Origin of the sequence: Planktothrix mougeotii LEGE 06226, from assembly GCF_015207485.1 — a bacterium.
Classification (GTDB): domain Bacteria; phylum Cyanobacteriota; class Cyanobacteriia; order Cyanobacteriales; family Microcoleaceae; genus Planktothrix.
In genome coordinates this window covers 1-20,435 of sequence record NZ_JADEWU010000095.1, presented here as the reverse complement: position 1 = coordinate 20,435, position 20,435 = coordinate 1, and the positions used below count along the sequence as shown (strand labels likewise).

21 protein-coding genes are annotated in these 20,435 nt (G+C 39.7%); 10 read left to right on the top strand and 11 right to left on the bottom strand.

All coding sequences use genetic code 11. From position 1 onward, the window contains the following. Nucleotides 1-16: 16 nt before the first annotated feature. Nucleotides 17-946, bottom strand: a complete 930-nt coding sequence (gene lipA / locus IQ236_RS24530) for a lipoyl synthase (RefSeq protein WP_193871704.1) — start codon at nucleotides 944-946, stop codon at nucleotides 17-19. Between the two features lie 633 nt (nucleotides 947-1,579). On the opposite strand from lipA, the gene IQ236_RS24525 reads away from it, so the two are divergent. From IQ236_RS24525 to IQ236_RS24515, 3 genes are all read left to right on the top strand, one after another. Then, on the top strand, nucleotides 1,580-2,158 hold the full coding sequence (locus IQ236_RS24525) for a response regulator (protein ID WP_193871703.1): 579 nt from the start codon (nucleotides 1,580-1,582) through the stop codon (nucleotides 2,156-2,158). 91 nt (nucleotides 2,159-2,249) lie between these two features. Next, nucleotides 2,250-3,275: a D-glycero-beta-D-manno-heptose-7-phosphate kinase gene (gene rfaE1, locus IQ236_RS24520; protein ID WP_193871702.1), complete on the top strand. Its 1,026-nt coding sequence runs from the start codon at nucleotides 2,250-2,252 to the stop codon at nucleotides 3,273-3,275. 103 nt (nucleotides 3,276-3,378) lie between these two features. Continuing rightward, nucleotides 3,379-4,077, top strand: a complete 699-nt coding sequence (locus IQ236_RS24515; protein WP_190520607.1) for a CADD family putative folate metabolism protein — start codon at nucleotides 3,379-3,381, stop codon at nucleotides 4,075-4,077. A gap of 89 nt (nucleotides 4,078-4,166) precedes the next feature. Here the strand turns inward: IQ236_RS24515 and IQ236_RS24510 are convergent, their stop codons facing one another. The 3 genes from IQ236_RS24510 to IQ236_RS24500 form a co-directional block, all read right to left on the bottom strand. After that, nucleotides 4,167-4,577: a hypothetical protein gene (locus tag IQ236_RS24510; RefSeq protein ID WP_193871701.1), complete on the bottom strand. Its 411-nt coding sequence runs from the start codon at nucleotides 4,575-4,577 to the stop codon at nucleotides 4,167-4,169. A gap of 187 nt (nucleotides 4,578-4,764) precedes the next feature. Beyond that, nucleotides 4,765-5,727: a hypothetical protein gene (locus IQ236_RS24505; RefSeq protein WP_193871700.1), complete on the bottom strand. Its 963-nt coding sequence runs from the start codon at nucleotides 5,725-5,727 to the stop codon at nucleotides 4,765-4,767. 104 nt (nucleotides 5,728-5,831) lie between these two features. Next, complete coding sequence (locus tag IQ236_RS24500; protein ID WP_193871699.1) at nucleotides 5,832-6,662, bottom strand: metal ABC transporter permease; 831 nt, start codon at nucleotides 6,660-6,662, stop codon at nucleotides 5,832-5,834. Nucleotides 6,663-6,819: 157 nt separating this feature from the next. Between IQ236_RS24500 and IQ236_RS24495 the strand changes: the two genes are divergently transcribed. After that, nucleotides 6,820-7,395 (top strand): DUF4347 domain-containing protein, encoded by a 576-nt coding sequence (locus IQ236_RS24495; protein WP_193871698.1) that lies wholly within the window; start codon nucleotides 6,820-6,822, stop codon nucleotides 7,393-7,395. A gap of 36 nt (nucleotides 7,396-7,431) precedes the next feature. Here IQ236_RS24495 and hpnH read toward each other — a convergent pair whose 3' ends face one another. The 4 genes from hpnH to IQ236_RS24475 all read right to left on the bottom strand — a co-directional run bounded on the left by hpnH (nucleotide 7,432) and on the right by IQ236_RS24475 (nucleotide 11,045). Beyond that, nucleotides 7,432-8,442 (bottom strand): adenosyl-hopene transferase HpnH, encoded by a 1,011-nt coding sequence (gene hpnH, locus IQ236_RS24490; RefSeq protein WP_193871697.1) that lies wholly within the window; start codon nucleotides 8,440-8,442, stop codon nucleotides 7,432-7,434. Nucleotides 8,443-8,463: 21 nt separating this feature from the next. After that, the gene (gene hpnA / locus IQ236_RS24485) at nucleotides 8,464-9,438 is read right to left on the bottom strand and encodes a hopanoid-associated sugar epimerase (protein WP_193871696.1); all 975 of its coding nucleotides are present in this window, start codon (nucleotides 9,436-9,438) and stop codon (nucleotides 8,464-8,466) included. A gap of 51 nt (nucleotides 9,439-9,489) precedes the next feature. Next, on the bottom strand, nucleotides 9,490-10,365 hold the full coding sequence (locus tag IQ236_RS24480; protein ID WP_228041838.1) for a hypothetical protein: 876 nt from the start codon (nucleotides 10,363-10,365) through the stop codon (nucleotides 9,490-9,492). A gap of 77 nt (nucleotides 10,366-10,442) precedes the next feature. After that, nucleotides 10,443-11,045, bottom strand: a complete 603-nt coding sequence (locus IQ236_RS24475) for a DUF1517 domain-containing protein (protein ID WP_193871695.1) — start codon at nucleotides 11,043-11,045, stop codon at nucleotides 10,443-10,445. A gap of 118 nt (nucleotides 11,046-11,163) precedes the next feature. On the opposite strand from IQ236_RS24475, the gene IQ236_RS24470 reads away from it, so the two are divergent. The 3 genes from IQ236_RS24470 to hetL all read left to right on the top strand — a co-directional run bounded on the left by IQ236_RS24470 (nucleotide 11,164) and on the right by hetL (nucleotide 13,896). Next, complete coding sequence (locus IQ236_RS24470) at nucleotides 11,164-12,588, top strand: MFS transporter (protein WP_193871694.1); 1,425 nt, start codon at nucleotides 11,164-11,166, stop codon at nucleotides 12,586-12,588. 133 nt (nucleotides 12,589-12,721) lie between these two features. Further along, nucleotides 12,722-13,117, top strand: a complete 396-nt coding sequence (locus tag IQ236_RS24465) for an ArsR/SmtB family transcription factor (protein WP_228041837.1) — start codon at nucleotides 12,722-12,724, stop codon at nucleotides 13,115-13,117. A gap of 17 nt (nucleotides 13,118-13,134) precedes the next feature. After that, nucleotides 13,135-13,896 (top strand): heterocyst differentiation pentapeptide repeat protein HetL, encoded by a 762-nt coding sequence (gene hetL, locus IQ236_RS24460; protein WP_228041836.1) that lies wholly within the window; start codon nucleotides 13,135-13,137, stop codon nucleotides 13,894-13,896. A 159-nt stretch (nucleotides 13,897-14,055) separates the two neighbouring features. Here the strand turns inward: hetL and acsF are convergent, their stop codons facing one another. Next, a complete protein-coding gene (gene acsF, locus IQ236_RS24455; protein WP_193871693.1) occupies nucleotides 14,056-15,132 on the bottom strand; it encodes a magnesium-protoporphyrin IX monomethyl ester (oxidative) cyclase in 1,077 nt (358 codons plus the stop codon). Nucleotides 15,133-15,361: 229 nt separating this feature from the next. Here acsF and IQ236_RS24450 point away from each other — a divergent pair, with 229 nt between their 5' ends. From IQ236_RS24450 to hemJ, 3 genes are all read left to right on the top strand, one after another. Beyond that, nucleotides 15,362-16,009 carry a biliverdin-producing heme oxygenase gene (locus IQ236_RS24450; RefSeq protein WP_193871692.1) on the top strand — a complete coding sequence of 216 codons (648 nt, stop codon included), beginning with the start codon at nucleotides 15,362-15,364 and terminating at the stop codon, nucleotides 16,007-16,009. Nucleotides 16,010-16,058: 49 nt separating this feature from the next. After that, a complete protein-coding gene (hemN, locus tag IQ236_RS24445; protein WP_193871691.1) occupies nucleotides 16,059-17,444 on the top strand; it encodes an oxygen-independent coproporphyrinogen III oxidase in 1,386 nt (461 codons plus the stop codon). 69 nt (nucleotides 17,445-17,513) lie between these two features. After that, the gene (gene hemJ, locus IQ236_RS24440) at nucleotides 17,514-18,068 is read left to right on the top strand and encodes a protoporphyrinogen oxidase HemJ (protein WP_193871690.1); all 555 of its coding nucleotides are present in this window, start codon (nucleotides 17,514-17,516) and stop codon (nucleotides 18,066-18,068) included. 122 nt (nucleotides 18,069-18,190) lie between these two features. Here hemJ and IQ236_RS24435 read toward each other — a convergent pair whose 3' ends face one another. After that, nucleotides 18,191-19,549 (bottom strand): P-loop NTPase fold protein, encoded by a 1,359-nt coding sequence (locus tag IQ236_RS24435; RefSeq protein WP_193871689.1) that lies wholly within the window; start codon nucleotides 19,547-19,549, stop codon nucleotides 18,191-18,193. A 124-nt stretch (nucleotides 19,550-19,673) separates the two neighbouring features. Further along, nucleotides 19,674-20,435, bottom strand: a 762-nt coding sequence (locus IQ236_RS24430; RefSeq protein WP_193871688.1) for a J domain-containing protein, incomplete at its 5' end; no start/stop codon positions are given.

Here is a 20,435-nt window from a genome sequence, read left to right as displayed (position 1 = left end):
CCCTCATCCCCTTCCCCTACTCCCCTGCATGATAGGAACTACGAACTAATGGCCCAGAACGAACTTGAGCAAAACCCAGATCCGTTGCGATCGCTCCTAAATGCTCAAATTCTTCCGGTGTCCAATATTTCTGCACGGGGAGATGCTCTAAAGACGGACGCATATATTGACCGAGGGTAATGCGATCGCATCCCGCCTCACGCAAATCTTTTAAAGTTTCAATAATTTCTGCTTCCGTTTCCCCGTGTCCTAACATTAAACCGGATTTTGTAGGAATTCGAGGATCAAGCTGTTTCACAATTCTTAATACATCGAGCGATCGCTCATATTTTGCGCCCCGTCTGACGGGTGCTTGTAGCCGTTGGACTGTTTCGACATTATGGTTATAACAGGCAGGTTGAGCCTTAACGACGGTGGTAATGCGTTGATATTGAAGCGCCTGGGGATTCCCCCCACCTTGCCCGCCCCAAAAATCCGCCGTTAGAACTTCAATCTGAGTCTCTGGGTTGAGATGTCGAATGGCCTCCATTGTCGCGACAAACCAGCCTGACCCTGCATCAGCTAAATCATCTCGCGCCACAGAGGTTAAAACCACATACCGTAACCCTAAAATTTGTACCGCTTCCGCTACCTTTTGGGGTTCTTCGGGATCAAGGGGCATGGGTGCATGACCCTTATCCACTTGACAAAAAGCGCAGGAACGGGTACAAGTTGGCCCCATTAACAAAAACGTTGCGGTTTTCTGAGCATAACATTCCCCTCGATTTGGACAACGACCTTCTTCACAAATGGTGTGAATTTGACGCTGTTTGATAATTCGTTGTACCGCAGAGAGTTCACTGGCTTTACCCAGGGGACGGCGTAACCAGTAAGGGAGCGGTTCAATAAAATTTTGAGACCGATTACGATAAGATTGTTCAGCAGAGGAATGGGGAGATGGGGACATACTTAATCACCGATGAGGATAAAACATTTAACTCAAAAGTTTCCCGACAAGAGTTAGGCTTTAGACCGAATCTCTTCAAACAGCCGAGGTTAAACCAGACCAAAACCCGGTTATTTTACCTAGAAAGGGGCTTGAAAGCGTGGTGCTTCTAGGACGGCTTTTTGAGGATTTATGATAAAATTGAAAAGTCTCAACAACAGCACCTTACCTCAATGTTTGGAGTTAGACCCTATGCTAACAGTATAAAAAAGAAGCGTACATTAAAGACGCTGAGGGGGGGTTGAAAAAATTGGGTGGCGATTTCCAAGGGACAAAAGCCAAAAAACTAAAGAAGTAGCTAAACCCGAAAAGTTAAAGCTTTTCCAATTAAGGCAACTAAAAACGTACCTTGGGTGCAAGGTAACGCCCTTGTTAAATATCCGAGTAAGTCTCTGGAGATATAGCCTTGGGAATATCAACTAAGTTAGGCTTGTTCTGATGTTCTTTGGAACAATAAAACAGTTTAAGTAGGACTCGTGAGAGCCTAGTTGATTGTCAGGTTTGTCTGGGAAAGAGAAACCCTGAACAGCAATATTTTAGAAGCTCCGTCTTGAAGTGCGGAGAAAACCTTAAGCATCATTATGGGAGTCAGTCGTGGCAGGCCGGAAAATACTGGTAATTGACGATAGCAAAGTCATTCGGGTGCGAGTTCGAGAAATGTTACCCCCTGGTAACTTTGAGGTATTAGAAGCTAAAGATGGTAAAGAAGGTCTCGAATTTGTTCAGAGAGAACATCCTAATTTGATTATGTTGGATTTCCTCCTGCCTAAGTTAAGTGGCTGGGATGTTTTTAGGCAGATTCAAGCTGATGAAACCTTACGGCGAATTCCCCTTGTGCTGATGTCAGGACGGAAGGAAGAAGTCACTGAAAAAATTTCAGAACCGTTTCAATATTTTGAATTTATTGAAAAGCCGTTTGAAAAGAAACAACTGCTTGATGCTATTAAATCCGCGTTTCAGAAAGCGAATTTACCCCGTCAACCGTTACCTAAGTCTGGGCCTGAGACTTCTCCCGTTTCTGACTCTGTTCCTACACCTGCTTCTGCTGCCAGTGGAGACGCAGCAGACATGGCAGCGATGAAGGCGGAAATGGCGAAGATGCAGGCCGAAATAGAGGCTCTGAAAAAACAAGTGTTACAAATCAAAACCTTTATTCAGAAGAAACTGAAATAGGCTGTTGACTGTTGACTGTTGACTGTTGGCTTGTTAATAGACAATAGACAACGGACAACGGACAACGGATAACGGATAACGGATAACGAACATGATATTGGATGCTTCATTTTTAGCAGAGTTAAATGCCTCGATGGATTCGTTATGTGAACGAATGAATCGATTTTCTCAGGCGAAGGTTCTGGTGGTGGGGGATTTAACGTTAGATGAATTTCTCACAGGTCAGGTAGAACGGTTATCACGGGAAGCTCCGGTGTTAATTTTGCGTCATGAAAATACCCGCCAAATTCCAGGGGGAGGGGCAAATGCCGTTTACAATTTGGCAAAATTAGGAGCATCGGTACAGGTTGCCGGATTTGTGGGAAAAGATGATCAAGGCATCGCTCTGTGTGGAATTTTTGAACAGGCAGGAATTGATATTAAGGGAATTTTAATTGATCCTGACCGTCCAACGGTAACAAAAACTCGCATTTCCGGTCATGCTCGTCAATCCGTGACGCAACAAATTGTTAGGGTAGATCGTAAATCCGATGAGTTACCTGATATAGAATTACAGTTAAAATTAGCAGAATATATTCGGGAAAATATTGATACTGTTGATGCAGTGGTTTGTTCAGATTATGGGGATGGAGTTTTAACCCAAACGGTCATTGAAGCGGCGTTAAAATCTCCTATTACTATTGTAGATACTCAAAAAGATTTACATCGATTTGCTGGAGCAACGTTATTTACTCCCAATCTTCCTGAAGCGGAAAAGGCTGTTGGATATTCGATTCAAAATTCACAAACCTTACAACAAGCAGGACGGGATCTATTAACGTTAACTCAAGCCCAGGCGATGTTAATTACGCGGGGGGAAGAAGGCATGAGTTTATTTGAGGGAAATCAACTTTTGCACATTCCCGCTTTTAATCGTACCGATGTCTTTGATGTGACGGGTGCAGGAGATACGGTTGTTGCTGCATTAACGTTAGGTTTATGTACAGGTTCATCCTTGTGGGAAGCATCGGTTTTAGGGAATTTAGCCGCTAGTTTAGTCGTGCGTCAATTTGGAACCGCAACCACAACCATTGAGGAAATGAAAGAAGCTTTGCGATCGCTTTTAAATTTAGAATAACATCTAATTATTAATACCTAATCCGCTTCTTTTTGGGGATTAGGCTTGACAAATATTTATTTTAAGATAAAATCCTGATGAACCTCTATTTTTATGAACGCGAATGTTAACCCAGGATAAGCCTTTAACAGAAACAGCATTTCTGGCTAAACTCAACGAAATTATTGAAACCCATCACTTACTCAAGCATCCCTTTTATCAAATGTGGAATGAAGGGAAATTGACATTAATGATGTTACAAGAGTATGCCCAGGAATATTATCTGCACGTTCATAACTTCCCCACCTATGTCAGTGCAACCCATGCAGCTTGTGATGATATCAACATTCGCAAAATGTTGTTAGAAAATTTAATTGAAGAAGAACGGGGTTCGGCCCATCACCCGGAATTGTGGTTACGGTTTGCAGAAGGATTAGGAGTAGAACGCAGCGAAGTTCTCAACCGCAAACCTTTAAGTAAAACCCAAGAATCTGTTCAAATTCTTAAAGAATTATCTCGCAGTGAAGCACCCGAAAAAGGGTTAGCTGCTTTGTATGCTTATGAATCTCAATTCCCTCAAGTTTCGACAACTAAAATTGCCGGACTAGAGGAATTTTATGGGATTAATGAAGAATCGGCTTTATCCTTCTTTAAAGTTCATGAAAAAGCAGATGAAATCCATAGCCAAATGACTCGCAAAGCCTTGTTACAACTGTGTCAAACCGCAGAACAACAACAAGCAGCATTAGAGGCGGCGCAAACTGCTGTTGATGCGTTTAACTTGCTCTTAGATGGAGTTTATGAAGAGTATTGCCAAAACTAGAATTTAGGCGAAATCCCGGTTAATTTTTCTTAAAAATTCAGTAGAGGCGTTCACAATAACGTCTCTACTGTGATCCAATTCAAGAGAACTTAAATCGCCTCAACAATTCCATTGGTACCAATACTAATACTTTTATGGCCAGCGCCACCGGAGGCAATATTGACGGTGAGTTCATTTTTTTGAGCATCATAACTACCTTTAAAGCCCAGAGGAGTGCCATCCTGGGTATAAATTAGAATGTTGACGGCTCCCGATTTTACCTGGGAGAATGCCATAGCAGTTGATTGTCCACTTGCTAAAATTTTAGATGAATTTTGGCTTAAACCATACTGAATTGGTTTTCCGGCTTCATTAATGAGTCGAACCGTCAACCTTTGATCCGTTTTAACTCGAAATCCTGTATAAACTTGGGCAAAACTGGGACTAGGGGAAAGTATTGTTGGAGTAGCGAAACCTAATGTCGCAACTAAAGCAACCGTTGTTAGAATTTTGAGTTTCATAGGTTTTATGAAATTAAAGTAGAATCAGTGTGTCAATCATTCTAATCTATATTTTTGACGTGTACACTTTAATTTTTTACCTGAGAAACAAATAACTTTTGTGGCTAATCCCCAATCAAAATTTTAGATTTTCTCAACATTTCATGATTGACTTTTTTACTCTTAATTTTATAAGATTTTAGATTGATTAAAACGTGGAACAGGCATCTTGCCTGTTACTGTTAGCTGGGATGTTCCCTTGTTCCCCAGTAGCGCAGGCTTGTTCTGCCATTCCTAAAGCAACTGCATCAAATACAGGTGCGGCCCATTGTCGTCCGGCTTCAATAGACCCGGCTCGTTGAATAATTTCTGCGGCTTGGGCGACTTCAATAATAGCAATTTTAGGATTATATTCAGCAGCCCTTTCTATCATAGGATGCCATGCTAAGGAATGACCCTCACGGTTATTTTGACCTCCCCGCACTCTCGGCCCAATATTGACTAAATGTTGTTGTTGATAAAAGGGTAATAAACGGTTTTGAATGCGATATTCCCACCACAAATCACGTTGATGGAGTCCCGTCACTAACATTTGAGCACCTGGACGAGGGTTAGCCGCATTAGGAATATTAGCATCGGCGCTTAAAACCACCGTTTGTACAGAAGAATTTCCCTTATGAACTCCCGCAATAAAATGTTCTAAAGCTTGAAATCCATCAATGGTTTCTCCATACATCGAAATCGTTGGAGTTAATACATAAAACCCTAACGCTTCTAAGCGTCGTTTCATTTCTTCAACGGTGATAGAATTCCAGACTCGACCGACAGAAACACCATTCACACTTGCCCCAGATTGTAATCCATTCCGGGTATATTGCATCGGTAAAATAGCAATGGGTTTATTGGTATTAATCCGAATCGGAGCAACATCGGCATGAGTCCAATTTTCCCCTGTATAATTGTAGCGAACTCGATAAATCCCTTGTCCGGCTTCATATTGATATGACCGACCATCTTCTAAAATGGCAACGGTTTCTGTCGGGTTGGAATTTTGACATTGAACAATAGAAGTTGGGGAGTTTGTCGGACAAGGGTTGAGAGTTTGGGCTGTAACCGGGTAAGAAAAACCTAATATTAGGGACGTTAGACTGAGTACAATCTGGGTTTTCATGGAGAATTGACACGTTAATTGAAAAAGCTGTTAAAGCTTCAACACAAGACTGTAACATAAATCAGGAAAACTGAACAAACCCCCAATTTTTTGGGGGTAAAGTGTCAAACCTCAACAACTGGTTTAATCAAAGTTTTAAAGCTTAAAGTCATTAAATAAGCGAAACCTGCGACTAAAATAATGGTTGCACCCGATGTTAAGTTAAAAAAGTAAGAAATTCCTAAACCGAGGGTGGTAAAAATCATTCCTAAACTACTGGATAATATCATCATTTGTTTTAAATCCTTAACAAATTGTCCTGAAATAGCAGCCGGAATAGTTAAAAGAGCAATTACAAGAATTAAACCGACCACTTTCATAACCATGACAACGGTTAAGGCAATGGCAACAATTAACATTAAATACAGTTGATCAACGGGTACATTTCGAGTTTCGGCAAAAATAGGATCAAAGGAAATAGCAACTAATTCTTTATAAAAGAGGATGACCATGACTGCAATTAGAATATCTAATCCCAGCATTAAGATTAAATCCGATTGAGGAACAGTCAGAATACTGCCAAATAAATAACTCATCAAATCAACTTTATAACCGGGCGTTAAATCAATTAAAATAATGCCAATTGCCATTCCAATCGCCCACATCACGCCAATAATGGTATCGGCTCGTTGTTGAGTTTTTCGATAGACTAACCCCATTCCTAATGCAGAAAAAATAGAAAATGCGATCGCTCCAAAAACAGGATTAAATTGAAAAAAATAACCCATGCCAATGCCTCCATAGGCTGCGTGAGCAATTCCGCCACTGATAAATACAATTCGATTGACAACAATAAATGTTCCCATTATGCCACAAGCAATACTGACTAAGAGTCCAGCTATTAAGGCATTTCGCATAAATTCAAATTGAAATAATTTAATTAATTCTGTTATCATTTTGGGTTCTTGATCAGGATTCTTCAAAAAAGAGGGTGTTATATGAAGCCAGATTAGCCTTGTGTAAAGATTAAGTAAAAGTGCTTGCGTCAGGCAATTAGATGAAATAATCTAAACAATAAGGATTTGCATTAATTGACACCTTAATGTTGCTGCTATGTTCAGATTACCAGACTCTAACCTTAACTCTCATTTAGCCTTTTTCTCGGTCGGATCTGCTGAAACAACATCCTCAGAGATTGCTTTTTTTGCTGCCGATGTTCCCGATTTACCTATCCTCCTCAATGGTTTAATGCCGGGGGTTGAAGCGATTATTCTTGATGCAAATGGCACAGAATTGCAACAAATCGCTGATATCCTGAAAACCAAGCAATATCGCGTCGTCCATATTTTTTCTCACGGTAAAGCCGGAGAAATGGGATTAGGGAAAACAACCCTCACCCAAGATAACATCTATAATGATGCCTCCATTATTCGAGAGTGGAAAAAAGGTTTAGCTTCCCGGTCTGAGATTTTATTGTATGGCTCTAATATTGCCAAGTCTTCTAATGTTTTGATTACGATACTATCGGAACTTACAGAAGCTAATATTACCGTCTCGAACAATTTTAGCTCAAATCTGTGTTTAGAGGGAGATTGGGGTTTAGAAGTCCATACTGGCAGCATCAAACCCCCCCTGGCAATTCAACTATTTGGGTTTCAATCCCCCCTTTTACCATTATCAATTGCCTAAAAAAACAGGCTACTGATAAAATTGTGGCTAAATTTATTAAAATAAAGCCCCAATAGAGCGCCCCATATTTTCCAGTTTCATCGCTTCCATTGCTGCGGTTGGTTCATAACCACAGTGAACCATACAGTCTGCACATTTGGGATTTCCGCTCGATTTTCCGTATTTTGTCCAGTCGGTTTTTTCCAATAATTCTTGATAACTGGAATAATACCCCTCATTTAATAAATAGCAGGGTTTTTGCCATCCTAAAACACTGTAACTCGGACTTCCCCAAGGGGTACAATCATAATCTTCTTCTCCCATCAGAAAATCGAGAAATAAGGGGTTATGGTTAAAATTCCATTTCTTTTTTCCTAATGTATAGGGAGATAAAATTTCACGGAATAAGGCTTTAGTTTGTTCCCGTTTCAAGAAATTGTCTTGATCAGGAGCCCATTCATAACTATAACCCGGAGAAATCATCATCCCATCCACACCTAAAGTTTCCAGAAAATCAAAGAATTTCTGCATTTCCTGGGGGTTAGTTCCTGCAAATACGGTTGTATTGGTTGTGACTCTAAATCCTTTCGATTTTGCCATTTTAATCGCTTGAACTGCAATGTCAAAAACCCCTTCTCGGTCTACACATTGATCATGATGTTCTTTTAATCCATCTAAATGCACACTAAAGGTTAAATAGGGAGAGGGTTTAAATTTATCTAAACTTTTTTCCAATAAAATGCCATTGGTACACAAATAAACAAATTTTTTGCGGGCGACTAACCCAGCAACAATTTCATCAATTTGGGGATGTAATAAGGGTTCACCGCCAGGAATAGAAACCACAGGCGCACCACAGTCTTCAACGGCTTTAAAACAATCTTCGGGGGTTAAATTTTGCTTAAGAATTTCTTTCGGATGTTGAATTTTTCCGCAGCCAGAACAAGCTAAATTACACCGAAATAACGGTTCTAACATTAACACCAGGGGGAATTTTTTCCGCCCCATTAACCGTTGCATCAATAAATATTTACCAACGGCGATCGCTTGTTCAATTTGAATAGCCATTTTTCTCCTCTCACCAGAAACTTATTTTGATAACATAAACCAATTAACGGCATCTTTCAAGGCTGTTTTAATTGAAGATTGAGGTAAACCCAATTCTTGAACCGCTTTTGAGGCATTATAATACATCGATTGTCGGGACATTCTCACGCCATCTAAGGGGATAGAAGGAGTTTTCCCTAGCCGTGATAAAATCATTTCATCGACCCAGGCAACGCTTAAGGGAAGCCAAATGGGGACGGTTTTTTCAGGGGCGGGTAAACCTGTAATTTCTGATAATAAGTCTAAAAATTCTTTTAAGGTTAAATTTTGATGACCTAAAATATAACGTTCTCCGGTTTTTCCTTTTTCTAAAGCCAATAAATGACCTTGGGCGACATCTCGGACATCAATAAAATTTAATCCAGTATTGACATAAGCAGGCATTTTTTGACGAAGAAAGCGTAATATTAAGTCTCCTGTGGGCGTAGGTTTAATATCCCCAGGCCCAATAGGGGTACTGGGATTAACAATCACAATATCCTGACCTAATTTTACCGCATGATGCGCTTCTTGTTCTGCCCAATATTTAGATTTTTTATAATATCCGACTAAATTTTCCACCGGACTTTGATAAGTTTCATCCACCACAACACCAGGTTTTACCCCAATAGCCGCAACGGAACTGGTATAAATCGTGCGTTCAATTCCGGCTTGTCTGGCGGCGGCTAAAATATTACGAGTTCCCAAAATATTATATTGTTCTAATAAGGCTTTATCTTTTTGCCATAAAGAATAATGGGCAGCACAATGGAATAAAACTTGACAGCCTTTTAAAGATTGAGATAAATTAGAATCTGTTAAATTTCCTTCAACAATTTCAACATCTAAATTCTTTAAGTTTCCTAAATTACTCTCAGGACGAACTAACACTCGAACCGCATAGTTATTGTTTAATAATAGTCGAACTAAATTTGCTCCAATAAATCCCGTCCCACCGGTTACAAAAGCTTTGATCATGATCGTTGCTGAAATGAAGGAAGAGGGAGGCGTTCACGCCTCACTACTGTTTTAACGACGTCTTCTAGCCCCAGAGGAAGAACGACTGCGGGAACCACTGCCAAAACTAGGTTTACGTTGTTGGGTTGAGCCTTTATTGGGGGACTGACGTAAATCCGTTGCGCCAACACCCGAACCCGTTGAACGGCTAGAATTGGGCGAAGTTCGACGATTTACGGAGGAATTGCGATTTGAGTTGCGGATATTTCCGGTGGTGCGTAAGGTTGTACGATTTTTCACCGCCGCTGGGGGACTATTATAGCGAGTCCGATAGTCGTTCACCGCTTGGTTATAGCTAGAACCATAACCCCCATATCCGATTAAAGGGCCTCCCGATACATACACCGGAGGGACATAATAACGGGGGGCAAATAATGTATTGGCGATGGCACTTCCAGCAAAAGAGGCGGCAAAAGGTGTCCAGAAACTGGATTCTTGGCGGACAATAACGGTTTGAGGTTGACCGGTGGCGGGGTCAGGCTGGGTTTCAGTCACGTTATGAACGTATTCAATGCGGAAATCCGGTGTTAAATAAAAAACGGGTTGACCGTTATTAATATTTAAGTTACTTTTTTCTCCGGCTTTGATTTGTTCATCCGTTAACTGTGCCATCTGTAAATTCGGGGTTTGATAGGTGGCAGATTTACCCGCAGGAGTATTTAATAACATCAGGGTATAGGTTCCATCCACATCATTATATTGAGCTTGTTGAACGGGATATTGACCCTCTGTAACTTGATTGGTTGGAGCCGATACAACCGGAGTTGATTGTTGCACCCTAGATGAAGTTGTTGAAGACCCACAGGCAACTGTTGTCCAACAAAAGGTGAGTGAAATGAATAGAATTAAAAGCTTTTTCCACATAAACCCATTAACTTTTATGAACATTGACTTGCTCCAACATTAAACCAAAAATCCGTTGAGTTAGATAAACTTGTTGAAAGAAGGAAAACCGATGCTATTCCTTAAAGGGGAATCAGTTCCGGGAAATTCTGCAATAATTGATCATTGGTTAACTCATCTCCTAAACGAGCCGGAGAAAAATGAATTGAAATTCCTCTGAGTCTGCCTTGATAGTGAAGATTAATTAATGCTTTTAACCCTCGATTCATCGCCTCCACACTCGCTAAATCTGTTTCTAAATCAGGAACTTCTCCTTCACTAACTATTGTAATCATTACCACTAAATTGTGGGTGATGGGTAAGGACAGAGGTTGATTTTCATACATCGGTTGAGATAAGTCAGGTTCGCTCAAATACCGTTGGCCAGAGTCGGTGAACAGTTCGTTAAAGTAATCTGCGGCTTCTCCTTCGTTCCAAACTACATCCCCTTCATTCGATCCTGACTGCCAATAGGTATCATATTGAAGGAGACTTTGGCAAACTTGCACTAATGCTTCTCCGGTCACCTCCAAGTCTCCGTCTGCGTCAATGACGTTTCTGGCGGCTTGGTTGAGTACCCCTAATAGGGGCGCTACCTCTTCACCGCCTAAATGTAGAAACAAACGACTGACCACAAACCGGGTTTTTCCCCTCATGCGATTAAAGCGATCGCCTAAAGCAGCCATAATTGGATAACTCCTAAATCATTATTACTATATCAATCAGCATATCGTTTTAGGTTATCCTGTTGTCAGCCATCCGTTCTTGATTTTAGGGTGGTAATGTTCTCTGATATTAATTCTTATGAACTCAACGCCTTCTTCAACAGTTCCTCCTCCAGAAAAGCTCAGTTTATCAACAAAATTAGCCTTTGGCGCGGGAGATTTAGGCCCTGCAATTACGGCAAATATTTCTGTATTTTTTGTTTTGGTTTTTCTGACTAATGTTGCGGGTTTACCTGCGGGATTAGCTGGAAGTGTGTTAATGGTAGGAAAAATTTGGGATGCGATTAATGATCCGATTGTAGGGGTTTTAAGCGATCGCACGGTTCATCCTTGGGGAAGACGTTATCCTTGGATGGTTTTTGGTGCAATTCCCTTTGGAATTTTATTTTTTTTACAGTGGATTGTTCCCAGTAATAATAACTCGGTTTTGTTTTGGTATTATGTGATTATTGGGATTTTATTTAATACGGCTTATACTACCGTTAATTTACCTTATACTGCTTTAACCCCTGAATTAACCAAGGACTATAACGAACGAACCAGTTTAAATAGTTTTCGCTTCGCGTTTTCAATTGGGGGTAGTATTTTTTCTTTAATTTTAGCCCAAATTATTTTTAGCTTTTTTCCCAATGCCCCTTATCAACGCTATTTAATTTTAGGAGCGGTTTGTGGTTTTTTATCGGTTCTCCCGCTCTTTTGGTGTTTTTTAGGAACTCGAAAACAAGTTTTCTCTCGACAAGCTGGAGAAACAATTGAGGATAATTCTGAAAGTCTTCCCCTTGCTGAACAAATTAAAGTTGCTCTCAGCAATCGACCTTTTTTATTAGTAATTGGAATTTACCTCTGTTCCTGGTTAGGAGTTCAACTCACGGCTTCTATTTTGCCTTATTTTGTTGTCAATTGGATGAAACTTCCTGAAACCACTTTTCCCCAGGTTGCCATTGCTGTTCAAGGAACTGCTTTAGTGATGTTATTTGTTTGGAATTTAGTCAGTCAACGCTATGGAAAAAAAGCCGTTTATTTTATGGGGATGGGGTTATGGATTGTTACCCAAGCGGGTTTATTTTTCCTGCAACCGGGACAAACTACGTTAATGTATATTCTAGCAATTTTAGCCGGATGTGGTGTAGCAACAGCCTATTTAGTTCCTTGGTCAATGATTCCTGATGTGATTGATTTAGATGAATTAAATACCGGACAAAGACGAGAAGGTGTTTTCTATTCGTTTATGGTGTTATTGCAAAAAATTGGATTAGCCATTGGGTTATTTTTAGTCGGACAAGCCTTAGATTTTGCCGGATTTATTTCCAGTATTCCGGGTCAAATTCCCCCCATTCAACCAGACTCTGCTCTGTTAGCCATTCGCTTTGCTATTGGCCCTTTACCGACAATGATTTTGATTATTGGGATGATTTTTACTTTTTTATATCCGATTACAAAAGAGGTTCACGCCGATATTTTACTCCAACTCAGCGAAAGAAAACATAACGAAACTCTCGACTAAAATTGCGTAGGAATATGTACTTAAAATCTCTATCTCATCCCTGAGATAGAAAGGAGATTTTTGTTTTACATTTATTGGATAATGTGGTAATATAGTAAACAAATAATATTAACACCGCCATTGAGTTCCCACAATGACAAATTCCACTTTAAAATCCATCCAACCGACTTCAACCTGCGAGTATTTACAGTTATCTCCGGCCGCCTTAGCGTTGATGGCAGACTTTTTTAAAGTGTTATCAGAAGTTAGTCGGTTACAAATTATTTGCTGTTTAAAATCTGGGGCTAAAAATGTGACCCAAATTATTGAGGCGACCGGGTTAGGACAGGCGAATGTGTCTAAACATTTAAAAGTGTTAGCTCAAGCTGGAATTGTCACGCGAACTCAGCAAGGCGTGAGCGTTTACTATGATATTGCCAATCCTTTTCTATTTGAAGTGTGCGATTTAGTCTGCGAATCTTTAGTGGCTCAAATGCAGCAGCAAAATCAACATTTAGAACAACTTCGAGCTATTAAAGTCGCTGTTTAGTTGTTCTTTTATTCCTCATGGTACTTAATATTATTATGAATGTCGATGAATTTCTCAGAAGATATGCAGCCGCGGAACGTAATTTTCCTGAGATTGACTTATCTTCTGTTGATTTACAAGAAGCCAATTTAGTGAACTTAAACCTCACCAGAGCTAACTTAAGTTATTCGGATTTACGAGAAGCAAGATTAGGAAAAGCCAACCTGTCTAAAGCCAATCTTGTCCAGGCTAACTTAAGTGAAACTATTCTCTGGGGGGCTGATTTAACCGAAGCCAATTTATATCAAGCTCAGTTACGAGAAGCCGATTTAACCGGGGCGAAACTTTTTAAGGCATCCTTAGAACAAGCCCAACTCATGAAAGCTTGTTTATCAGGATGTGATTTAAGAAATGCCAATCTTTTTCAAGCGATTCTTTTTGAAGCTAATTTTCGCCCCAATCATAATCAACAAACGGATTTAAGTTATGCGATTTTAGCGGAAGCCGATTTAAGTTATGCCAATTTTAGTGGGGCGATTTTATATCAAGTCAATTTAGAAAAAGCCAAGCTCTGTCACGCAGTTTTTGGAGTTTCGGGTTTAGGGCTTTTAAGCTCTGAACAAAGTTATCATACTAACCTCAGCGAAGTCAATTTAAAAGGGGCTGATTTAAGTTATGCGGATTTAAGTGGGGCTAATCTATGCAATGCTGATTTGCGAGGTGCTGATTTAACCCGCACTATTTTAACCGATGCTAATCTCAATGGGGTGATTATGCCAGATGGTAGCATTCATGATTAAGGATTCTGTAGAAACAGGGCTTTTAACAAGATAAAATTGATGAAAAAACCCGGTTTCTCTCGGAATTAATTTTGAGTTCAGGAGTGTAGTTCAATGGGATTATCCTTAATCTTCTACACCCCAAACCTGCTCTCAACCCAAGGTTTTGAGAATACTAATCTAATGCACCTCTCCCCGTAATGCTTCAGCATCAATGGGTTTGGTGATATAAATTCTGAATAAATTCCATAACGTTGAACAGTTAGAGGGTAATTTTAATAAGAATTTAACCCATTTCGGTTTGTTGCTGGCATCAATTTTTTGGTTGTTGGCATTGTTCTCAGAACATTTTTCTAAACGGCGGAAAAAGTCGGGATGTTCTGTATCTAAAACCTCTGGAAATGCTCTTAACGAAGTTTCATTGGTTTTGCGAACAACATGACGATTATATTCCTTGGCATCTAATCCCAAGGTATCATAAAAATCCGCCCGTTCATCAACCGTTAAGGTATGGGTAGCAAAGACCGTTAATAGGAAAAATCTAGCCCATAATCTTCCTTGCCAACTTTGCCACATTTGCGGTTGAGAACGCAATAAAACCTTAAAGAAATCTCCATGTCGGTTTTCATCCTGACACCAACTTTCAAAATAACGGAATAAAGGATAATATTGATGTTCGGGATGGGCTTCTAAATGACGGAACACTGTAATATAACGCCAATATCCAATTTTTTCAGATAAATAAACCGCGTAAATAATCCACTCCGGTTTAAAGAAGGTATAAGTCCGATTTTTTGTTAAATACCCTAAATCCAAAGATAAATTAAAATCCGACATGGCTTTATTAATAAATCCCGCATGACGCGCTTCATCTCTAGCCAATAAAGTAAAGGCTTCAGATAACAAGGGATTTCGAGTTTTGAGTTGACGAGATAACTCTTTAAATAATAAAAATCCAGAAAATTCCGAAGTACAAGAGCGTTCTAAAAAGTCCACAAACGCCGAGCGTGTTCTCTCATCAATTTGTTCCCAACTTTGTTCAAATTCTTCATCCCGAACAAAATGATGACGGTTATAGTCCGACCGTAACTCCTCTAAAACTGCTGAAAATTCCTCCTCATAGGCGGATAAGTCTAGGTTCGCCATCGCGTCAAAGTCTGTGGTGTAGAAGCGAGGCGTCAGCAATGTCTCTTGAACCGGATTTTTAATACCGGGGCGCAGTTCTTGAGTTCCGGGGTTTTGGACAGTATTCACCATCGCTGCAAGTCCTTAAATATTACTGATTAGTTATTAAACTATATGGCTCCGGTTTTGTCTAGTACCCTTGGCAATTTTTTTTTGCCTGTAAAGAATTGTAAAGATTATATAACCAATGGGTGATATAGTGATATGCTCATTCGAGTGGTGAAGACAAAACCTTGTTTTCCTCTGTTGGGAATGGGTTTAGTCTTCAGAGAAGTTTCATCTTAAATTCATTGATCAAACCATGACAAACTTAGCTGAAAAACTCAAACTCGGAACCCAACAATCTCACAGTAACGCCGAACATACCGGATTCATGAAAAACTTTTTATCCGGTGGCATCAGTAAAGAGTCTTTTTGTCAACTTTTGAGTAATTTATATTTTGTTTATAGCCAATTAGAATCGGAATTACAATCTCATCAAACCCATCCGATTATTAGTAAAATCTATTTCCCAGAACTAAATCGCAAAGCCAATTTAGAGAAAGACTTAAACTTTTATTATGGAGAACATTGGCCGGATAATATCGCGCCTTCTCCAGCCGCACAAGTTTATGTTTCCAGACTGCGGGTACTTTCTGCAACTGAACCCATTTTATTAATTGCTCACTCCTATACTCGCTACATGGGGGATTTATCCGGTGGGCAAAGCTTGAAAAAAATTGTCCAATCTGTCTTTAATTTAGAGGAACATCAAGGGATTTGTTTCTATGAATTCGATGAAATTCCTGATTTGAATGAGTTCAAAACCCAATATCGTCAACGGTTAAATGAATTAATCTTGAGTGAAGAACTGCAAGATCAAGTTGTAGCAGAAGCCAATAACGCCTTTACCCTTAATATTGCCATGCTGCGAGATTTAGGAGAAACCCCAACTCCAGTAACCGCTTAATTCAATCCCTTATTATCTGCAATTACTAATTATTCAGGAGACTATTTCAATGGTTTTTTCGGTAGCGAATGTGGCGTTTGATTTTGATTTAATTCAAAAATATGATAATGCGGTTCCTCGTTATACCAGCTATCCCCCAGCGACGGAATTAAAAGATGGATTTACTTCCTTAGATTGGGAATTTGCCATCACGGAATCCAATCAACGTCAATCGCCCTTATCGCTCTATTTTCATATTCCCTTCTGCCAAAGTGCCTGTTATTTCTGCGGCTGTAATGTGATTGTTACAAATAGTAAAGATGCAGCGAAAAGCTATATCGATTACTTGTCCAAAGAAATTGATTTTACCTCCCAATTGATTGATACTCGTCGCCCAGTTACACAACTACACTGGGGCGGAGGTACACCCAATTACTTATCCTTAGAACAGGTTGAGTCCTTATGGGGAACGATTAATAAACAGTTCACTTTTGCAGATAAAGCCGAAATCTCCATTGAAATTAATCCTCGATATGTGGATAAAAACTATATCTTTTTCCTCAAACAAATGGGGTTTAATCGGATTAGTTTTGGGATTCAAGATTTTAATCCAGAAGTTCAAGAAGCCGTTAATCGAGTTCAACCCGAAGCTCTGCTCTTTAATGTCATGGATTGGATTAAAGAAGCCGGGTTTGAAAGTGTGAATGTAGACTTAATTTATGGTTTACCTTATCAAACAGTACACACCTTCAAAGAAACAGTTCAAAAAACCATTGCTCTCGATCCAGATCGCATCGCAATTTTTAATTTTGCTTATGTTCCCTGGATGAAACCCGTCCAGAAAAATATTCCCCAAGCTGCCTTACCTAAACCCCATGAAAAGTTAGAAATTTGGCAAATGTCCATCCAAGAATTAACCGATAAAGGCTATGTTTTTATTGGGATGGATCACTTTGCTAAACCCAATGATGAATTAGCGATCGCTCAACGAAATTCAACCTTAAAACGGAATTTTCAAGGCTATACAACTCAACCCGAAGCGGAACTCTATGGATTTGGGTTAACCTCCATTAGTATGTTAGAAGATACTTATGCTCAAAACCATAAGCGCTTAAAAGAGTATTATCAAGCCATTGATCAAGGAACTTTACCCGTTAGCAAAGGGTTTAAATTAAGCCGGGATGATATTCTGAGACGAGATGTAATTATGCAAATTATGTCTAATTTCTACTTAGATAAATCTCAAATCGAATCCAAATATCACCTGGATTTTGATACCTACTTTGCAGAAGAATTAATCGAGATGCGTCCCTTAATTGCGGATGGGTTAGTTCAATCCAATTATGATTCAATTGTGGTAACGAACTTAGGCAGACTCTTGGTCAGAAATATTGCCTTTTTATTTGATACCCATACTCCTGCCCAACAACAACAAAGATTATCCAGGGCGATTTAATTGCCAGATTGTCCAGAATCCGGTAAGGTGGGTTATGCCCACCTTTATTTTTAGGTTGTCATTGGATCTATGACTTATTTTTGGTTTAAATCCTTTCATATCATCGGAATGGTTGTCTGGTTTGCGGGTTTATTTTACCTGGTGAGATTATTTGTTTATCATGCTGAAGCGGAAGAAAAACCGGAGCCCGCCCGCAGCATTTTAAAAGAACAATATGAATTGATGGAAAAACGCCTTTATGGGATTATTACAACCCCTGGAATGGTGGTGACGGTGGTAATGGCGATCGCACTTTTAATTACAGAGCCCAGTCTTTTAAAAGATATGTGGTTGCATCTAAAGTTAGGATTAGTTGCCGTTTTAATCGCCTATCATTTTTATTGTGGTCGAATTATGCGACAATTAGCCACTCATAAAATTATGTTCACCAGTCAACAATTCCGCAGTTTAAATGAAGTTCCAACTGTACTTTTATTAGTGATTGTGTTGTTAGCTGTATTTAAAAATAGTTTACCTCTGAACACCGCAGTCGCTGTCACTGGCAGTTTTATTTTAGGGATGATTATTTTCTTTCAACTTTATGCTTTGCATCGACAAAAAAACAGTCAGCAAGCTATGAGTTAGTAAGGGAATATTAACAGAGGGAATAGGGAATTACGAATTACGAATTACGAATTACGAATTTAATGTCATCAAAAAAAGCTGGGGTTTACCCAGCTAAAATTTGTTAAATCTGTTTAATGTCTCTAAATGCCTAATCCAAACTCCTTAGCTTCCGTCAAAATCGGGTTAATATCATACCAAAAATGTTGAGCATGATTATATTCAAAAACCCATAAACTTCTGATCAAGGTTTGATATTCCATTTGACCACTCAACTTTTTAGTCGCTGCTACCTGGCGTAACATTTGCCATTCTTCAGATTCAATGGCTAAGGTTAATTGATGACGACGTTGTAAAATCACCTCTTCTAAGGATTCTCTCGTTAAAGGGGGATCTTCTTTTTGTAAACAGCTATATAACAAAATCAATAAACTCCGAACATGACCGCCACTAATGGTACAAAGACGATCTAAAGTTTCAGGACTATCAAAAATTGTATCAATTAAAGCTGGATAATCTTTCGCAGCCAGACCTGGAAATGCTCTTGTCATTACCATTTGTCGTAACAATTCAATTCCCTCTTGACAAGGTGCTCCATCTTCAAATTTGACCGTCACCATCGGTAAAGTTTTTGGGTCATTCCCAAAACGATTCATCAGTTGTCCTAAATCATTAGAAAAAATCAACCCTAAAGGAATAGTATAAACTACATGACAATTGAGTTTATTAAGTTGTTCACCGCGATCAATAAATAAATATTCAGGTTGAGGTCTTCCCGTACTATTGGGACTATAACTAATCCGATCTAAATTATCAATAATTACCACTAAACCTTGTTTTCCCATCTGTTTTAATTGTTGGATAGAAGGTTCCAATAATTCTTTATTGATAGCCTCTAAAATATTATTAGTTCGGGGTTCTAAATATTGACGTAATAAAGACCGTAAATCGCGACTATCTTTCGTTTTAGCCGTAATATTGCCAATCCCCGTTGATAGGGAAAATTCTCCTTCTGAACTAGCACTCAAGGTTCCCAGACCAGGAACATTAATATCTCCTTTTAAGTCAATTTCTGTATTTAAAACATTAACAACTCCACTTAATAAACTTTTAAATCCTTTCGGTTGTAATTTAATTTTCAAGCTTTCAATACTTTCACTGACTTGACGAGCGATCGCTAATAAAATATCGGTAATATCCACATCCCCCATATCTAAATCTTTACTTGATTCAAAATAAACGACATGGAATCCTTCTGTTTGAAGTTGAGCTTTCAACCTCAATAATTCTGTTGATTTCCCTGAACCCACTGGCCCGGTAAACAGTTGACAAGTGGGGCGATCAGGAGATAACCGCGTAATTGTTCGTGCAATTTGTTCCATGCACTTACCGCCTCGTGCTGGAGAAAAATCAATATAATATTTTTTATCTTCTGGACGTTCAACATCGAGAGTTTCAGCCGGATTAGAAGCTTTAAAAAAGCGAGATAAATCAAGTTCCATTGTTTTCCCTGAGTTATACAGTTAACAGACAATTTTAAATTCCCGATCATCCTTCTTCAAGGATGGGACTTTTCTCTTTCTTTCGGAAGATATCTTCCCAATTCCGTACTAAGATTCACTTGAGTTAGTGGGCTAACCACCAGCCAAAACTCAAGCCCAGACCGGAGGTAATCGCTAAAATTAAAAAGGTGTAAAATCCATTGTAGGACGCAAGTAATTTTTCTCCGGCAACCATTTGCGCCACCGTACCTGCAACCACAGCGATCGCACCCCAAGCCGCAATAATCACCTCTGGCTGCATTCGTTGGATCACCCGCATCATCGCTTGTTTCCCGGCGCCAATCCAAGCCCCGATCCATCCTCCTAAGACTAATCCCAATAAACTTCCGGTTCCCACTTTTGCCCTAGACCGAAAAATCGCATCTAAAATAATCCCTAACATTAATCCCATTATTGAGCCAAAACCCCCTCCCACCAAAGAACTTAACCAATTTCCCCTTTTTGTTCCAGCGATTAACCCAGCAATTGCCGCAATTCCCATGATCGTCAAGAGCCCAATTATCCCTTTAGCAGGGCTTTCTGAGCCTGCGATCGCCCCTAATCCGAGACCAATACCCCCCCATACGACTGCGGTAATCATCCCCCCTGCTTCGTTTCCTAAAACCCATCCGGCGATGGCTCCGGCAAAGATTAAGGCTATTAACCAAGGTTGACCGGACTCAGAATCTTCACTGGCCGCGATCGTCACCATGAGCCAACCCACGCTGAGAAACACCCAAACCCAGGATGGTATCTTCAATGTGGTTAAAATCCCGGCAATGATGGCATAGCTGAGAAACACCCCGGTTAACCAACCAATGGGGAAAGCAGAGGAAGTGGGGGAAGC

What these genes read in the sequence shown, in the direction of transcription:
- lipA (WP_193871704.1), bottom strand. Translation starts at nt 946, where the DNA reads ATGTCCCCATCTCCCCATTCCTCTGCTGAACAATCTTATCGTAATCGG.
- rfaE1 (WP_193871702.1), top strand. Translation starts at nt 2,250, where the DNA reads ATGATATTGGATGCTTCATTTTTAGCAGAGTTAAATGCCTCGATGGAT.
- IQ236_RS24515 (WP_190520607.1), top strand. Translation starts at nt 3,379, where the DNA reads ATGTTAACCCAGGATAAGCCTTTAACAGAAACAGCATTTCTGGCTAAA.
- IQ236_RS24510 (WP_193871701.1), bottom strand. Translation starts at nt 4,577, where the DNA reads ATGAAACTCAAAATTCTAACAACGGTTGCTTTAGTTGCGACATTAGGT.
- IQ236_RS24505 (WP_193871700.1), bottom strand. Translation starts at nt 5,727, where the DNA reads ATGAAAACCCAGATTGTACTCAGTCTAACGTCCCTAATATTAGGTTTT.
- IQ236_RS24500 (WP_193871699.1), bottom strand. Translation starts at nt 6,662, where the DNA reads ATGATAACAGAATTAATTAAATTATTTCAATTTGAATTTATGCGAAAT.
- IQ236_RS24495 (WP_193871698.1), top strand. Translation starts at nt 6,820, where the DNA reads ATGTTCAGATTACCAGACTCTAACCTTAACTCTCATTTAGCCTTTTTC.
- hpnH (WP_193871697.1), bottom strand. Translation starts at nt 8,442, where the DNA reads ATGGCTATTCAAATTGAACAAGCGATCGCCGTTGGTAAATATTTATTG.
- hpnA (WP_193871696.1), bottom strand. Translation starts at nt 9,438, where the DNA reads ATGATCAAAGCTTTTGTAACCGGTGGGACGGGATTTATTGGAGCAAAT.
- IQ236_RS24480 (WP_228041838.1), bottom strand. Translation starts at nt 10,365, where the DNA reads ATGTTCATAAAAGTTAATGGGTTTATGTGGAAAAAGCTTTTAATTCTA.
- IQ236_RS24475 (WP_193871695.1), bottom strand. Translation starts at nt 11,045, where the DNA reads ATGGCTGCTTTAGGCGATCGCTTTAATCGCATGAGGGGAAAAACCCGG.
- IQ236_RS24470 (WP_193871694.1), top strand. Translation starts at nt 11,164, where the DNA reads ATGAACTCAACGCCTTCTTCAACAGTTCCTCCTCCAGAAAAGCTCAGT.
- IQ236_RS24465 (WP_228041837.1), top strand. Translation starts at nt 12,722, where the DNA reads ATGACAAATTCCACTTTAAAATCCATCCAACCGACTTCAACCTGCGAG.
- hetL (WP_228041836.1), top strand. Translation starts at nt 13,135, where the DNA reads ATGGTACTTAATATTATTATGAATGTCGATGAATTTCTCAGAAGATAT.
- acsF (WP_193871693.1), bottom strand. Translation starts at nt 15,132, where the DNA reads ATGGTGAATACTGTCCAAAACCCCGGAACTCAAGAACTGCGCCCCGGT.
- IQ236_RS24450 (WP_193871692.1), top strand. Translation starts at nt 15,362, where the DNA reads ATGACAAACTTAGCTGAAAAACTCAAACTCGGAACCCAACAATCTCAC.
- hemN (WP_193871691.1), top strand. Translation starts at nt 16,059, where the DNA reads ATGGTTTTTTCGGTAGCGAATGTGGCGTTTGATTTTGATTTAATTCAA.
- hemJ (WP_193871690.1), top strand. Translation starts at nt 17,514, where the DNA reads ATGACTTATTTTTGGTTTAAATCCTTTCATATCATCGGAATGGTTGTC.
- IQ236_RS24435 (WP_193871689.1), bottom strand. Translation starts at nt 19,549, where the DNA reads ATGGAACTTGATTTATCTCGCTTTTTTAAAGCTTCTAATCCGGCTGAA.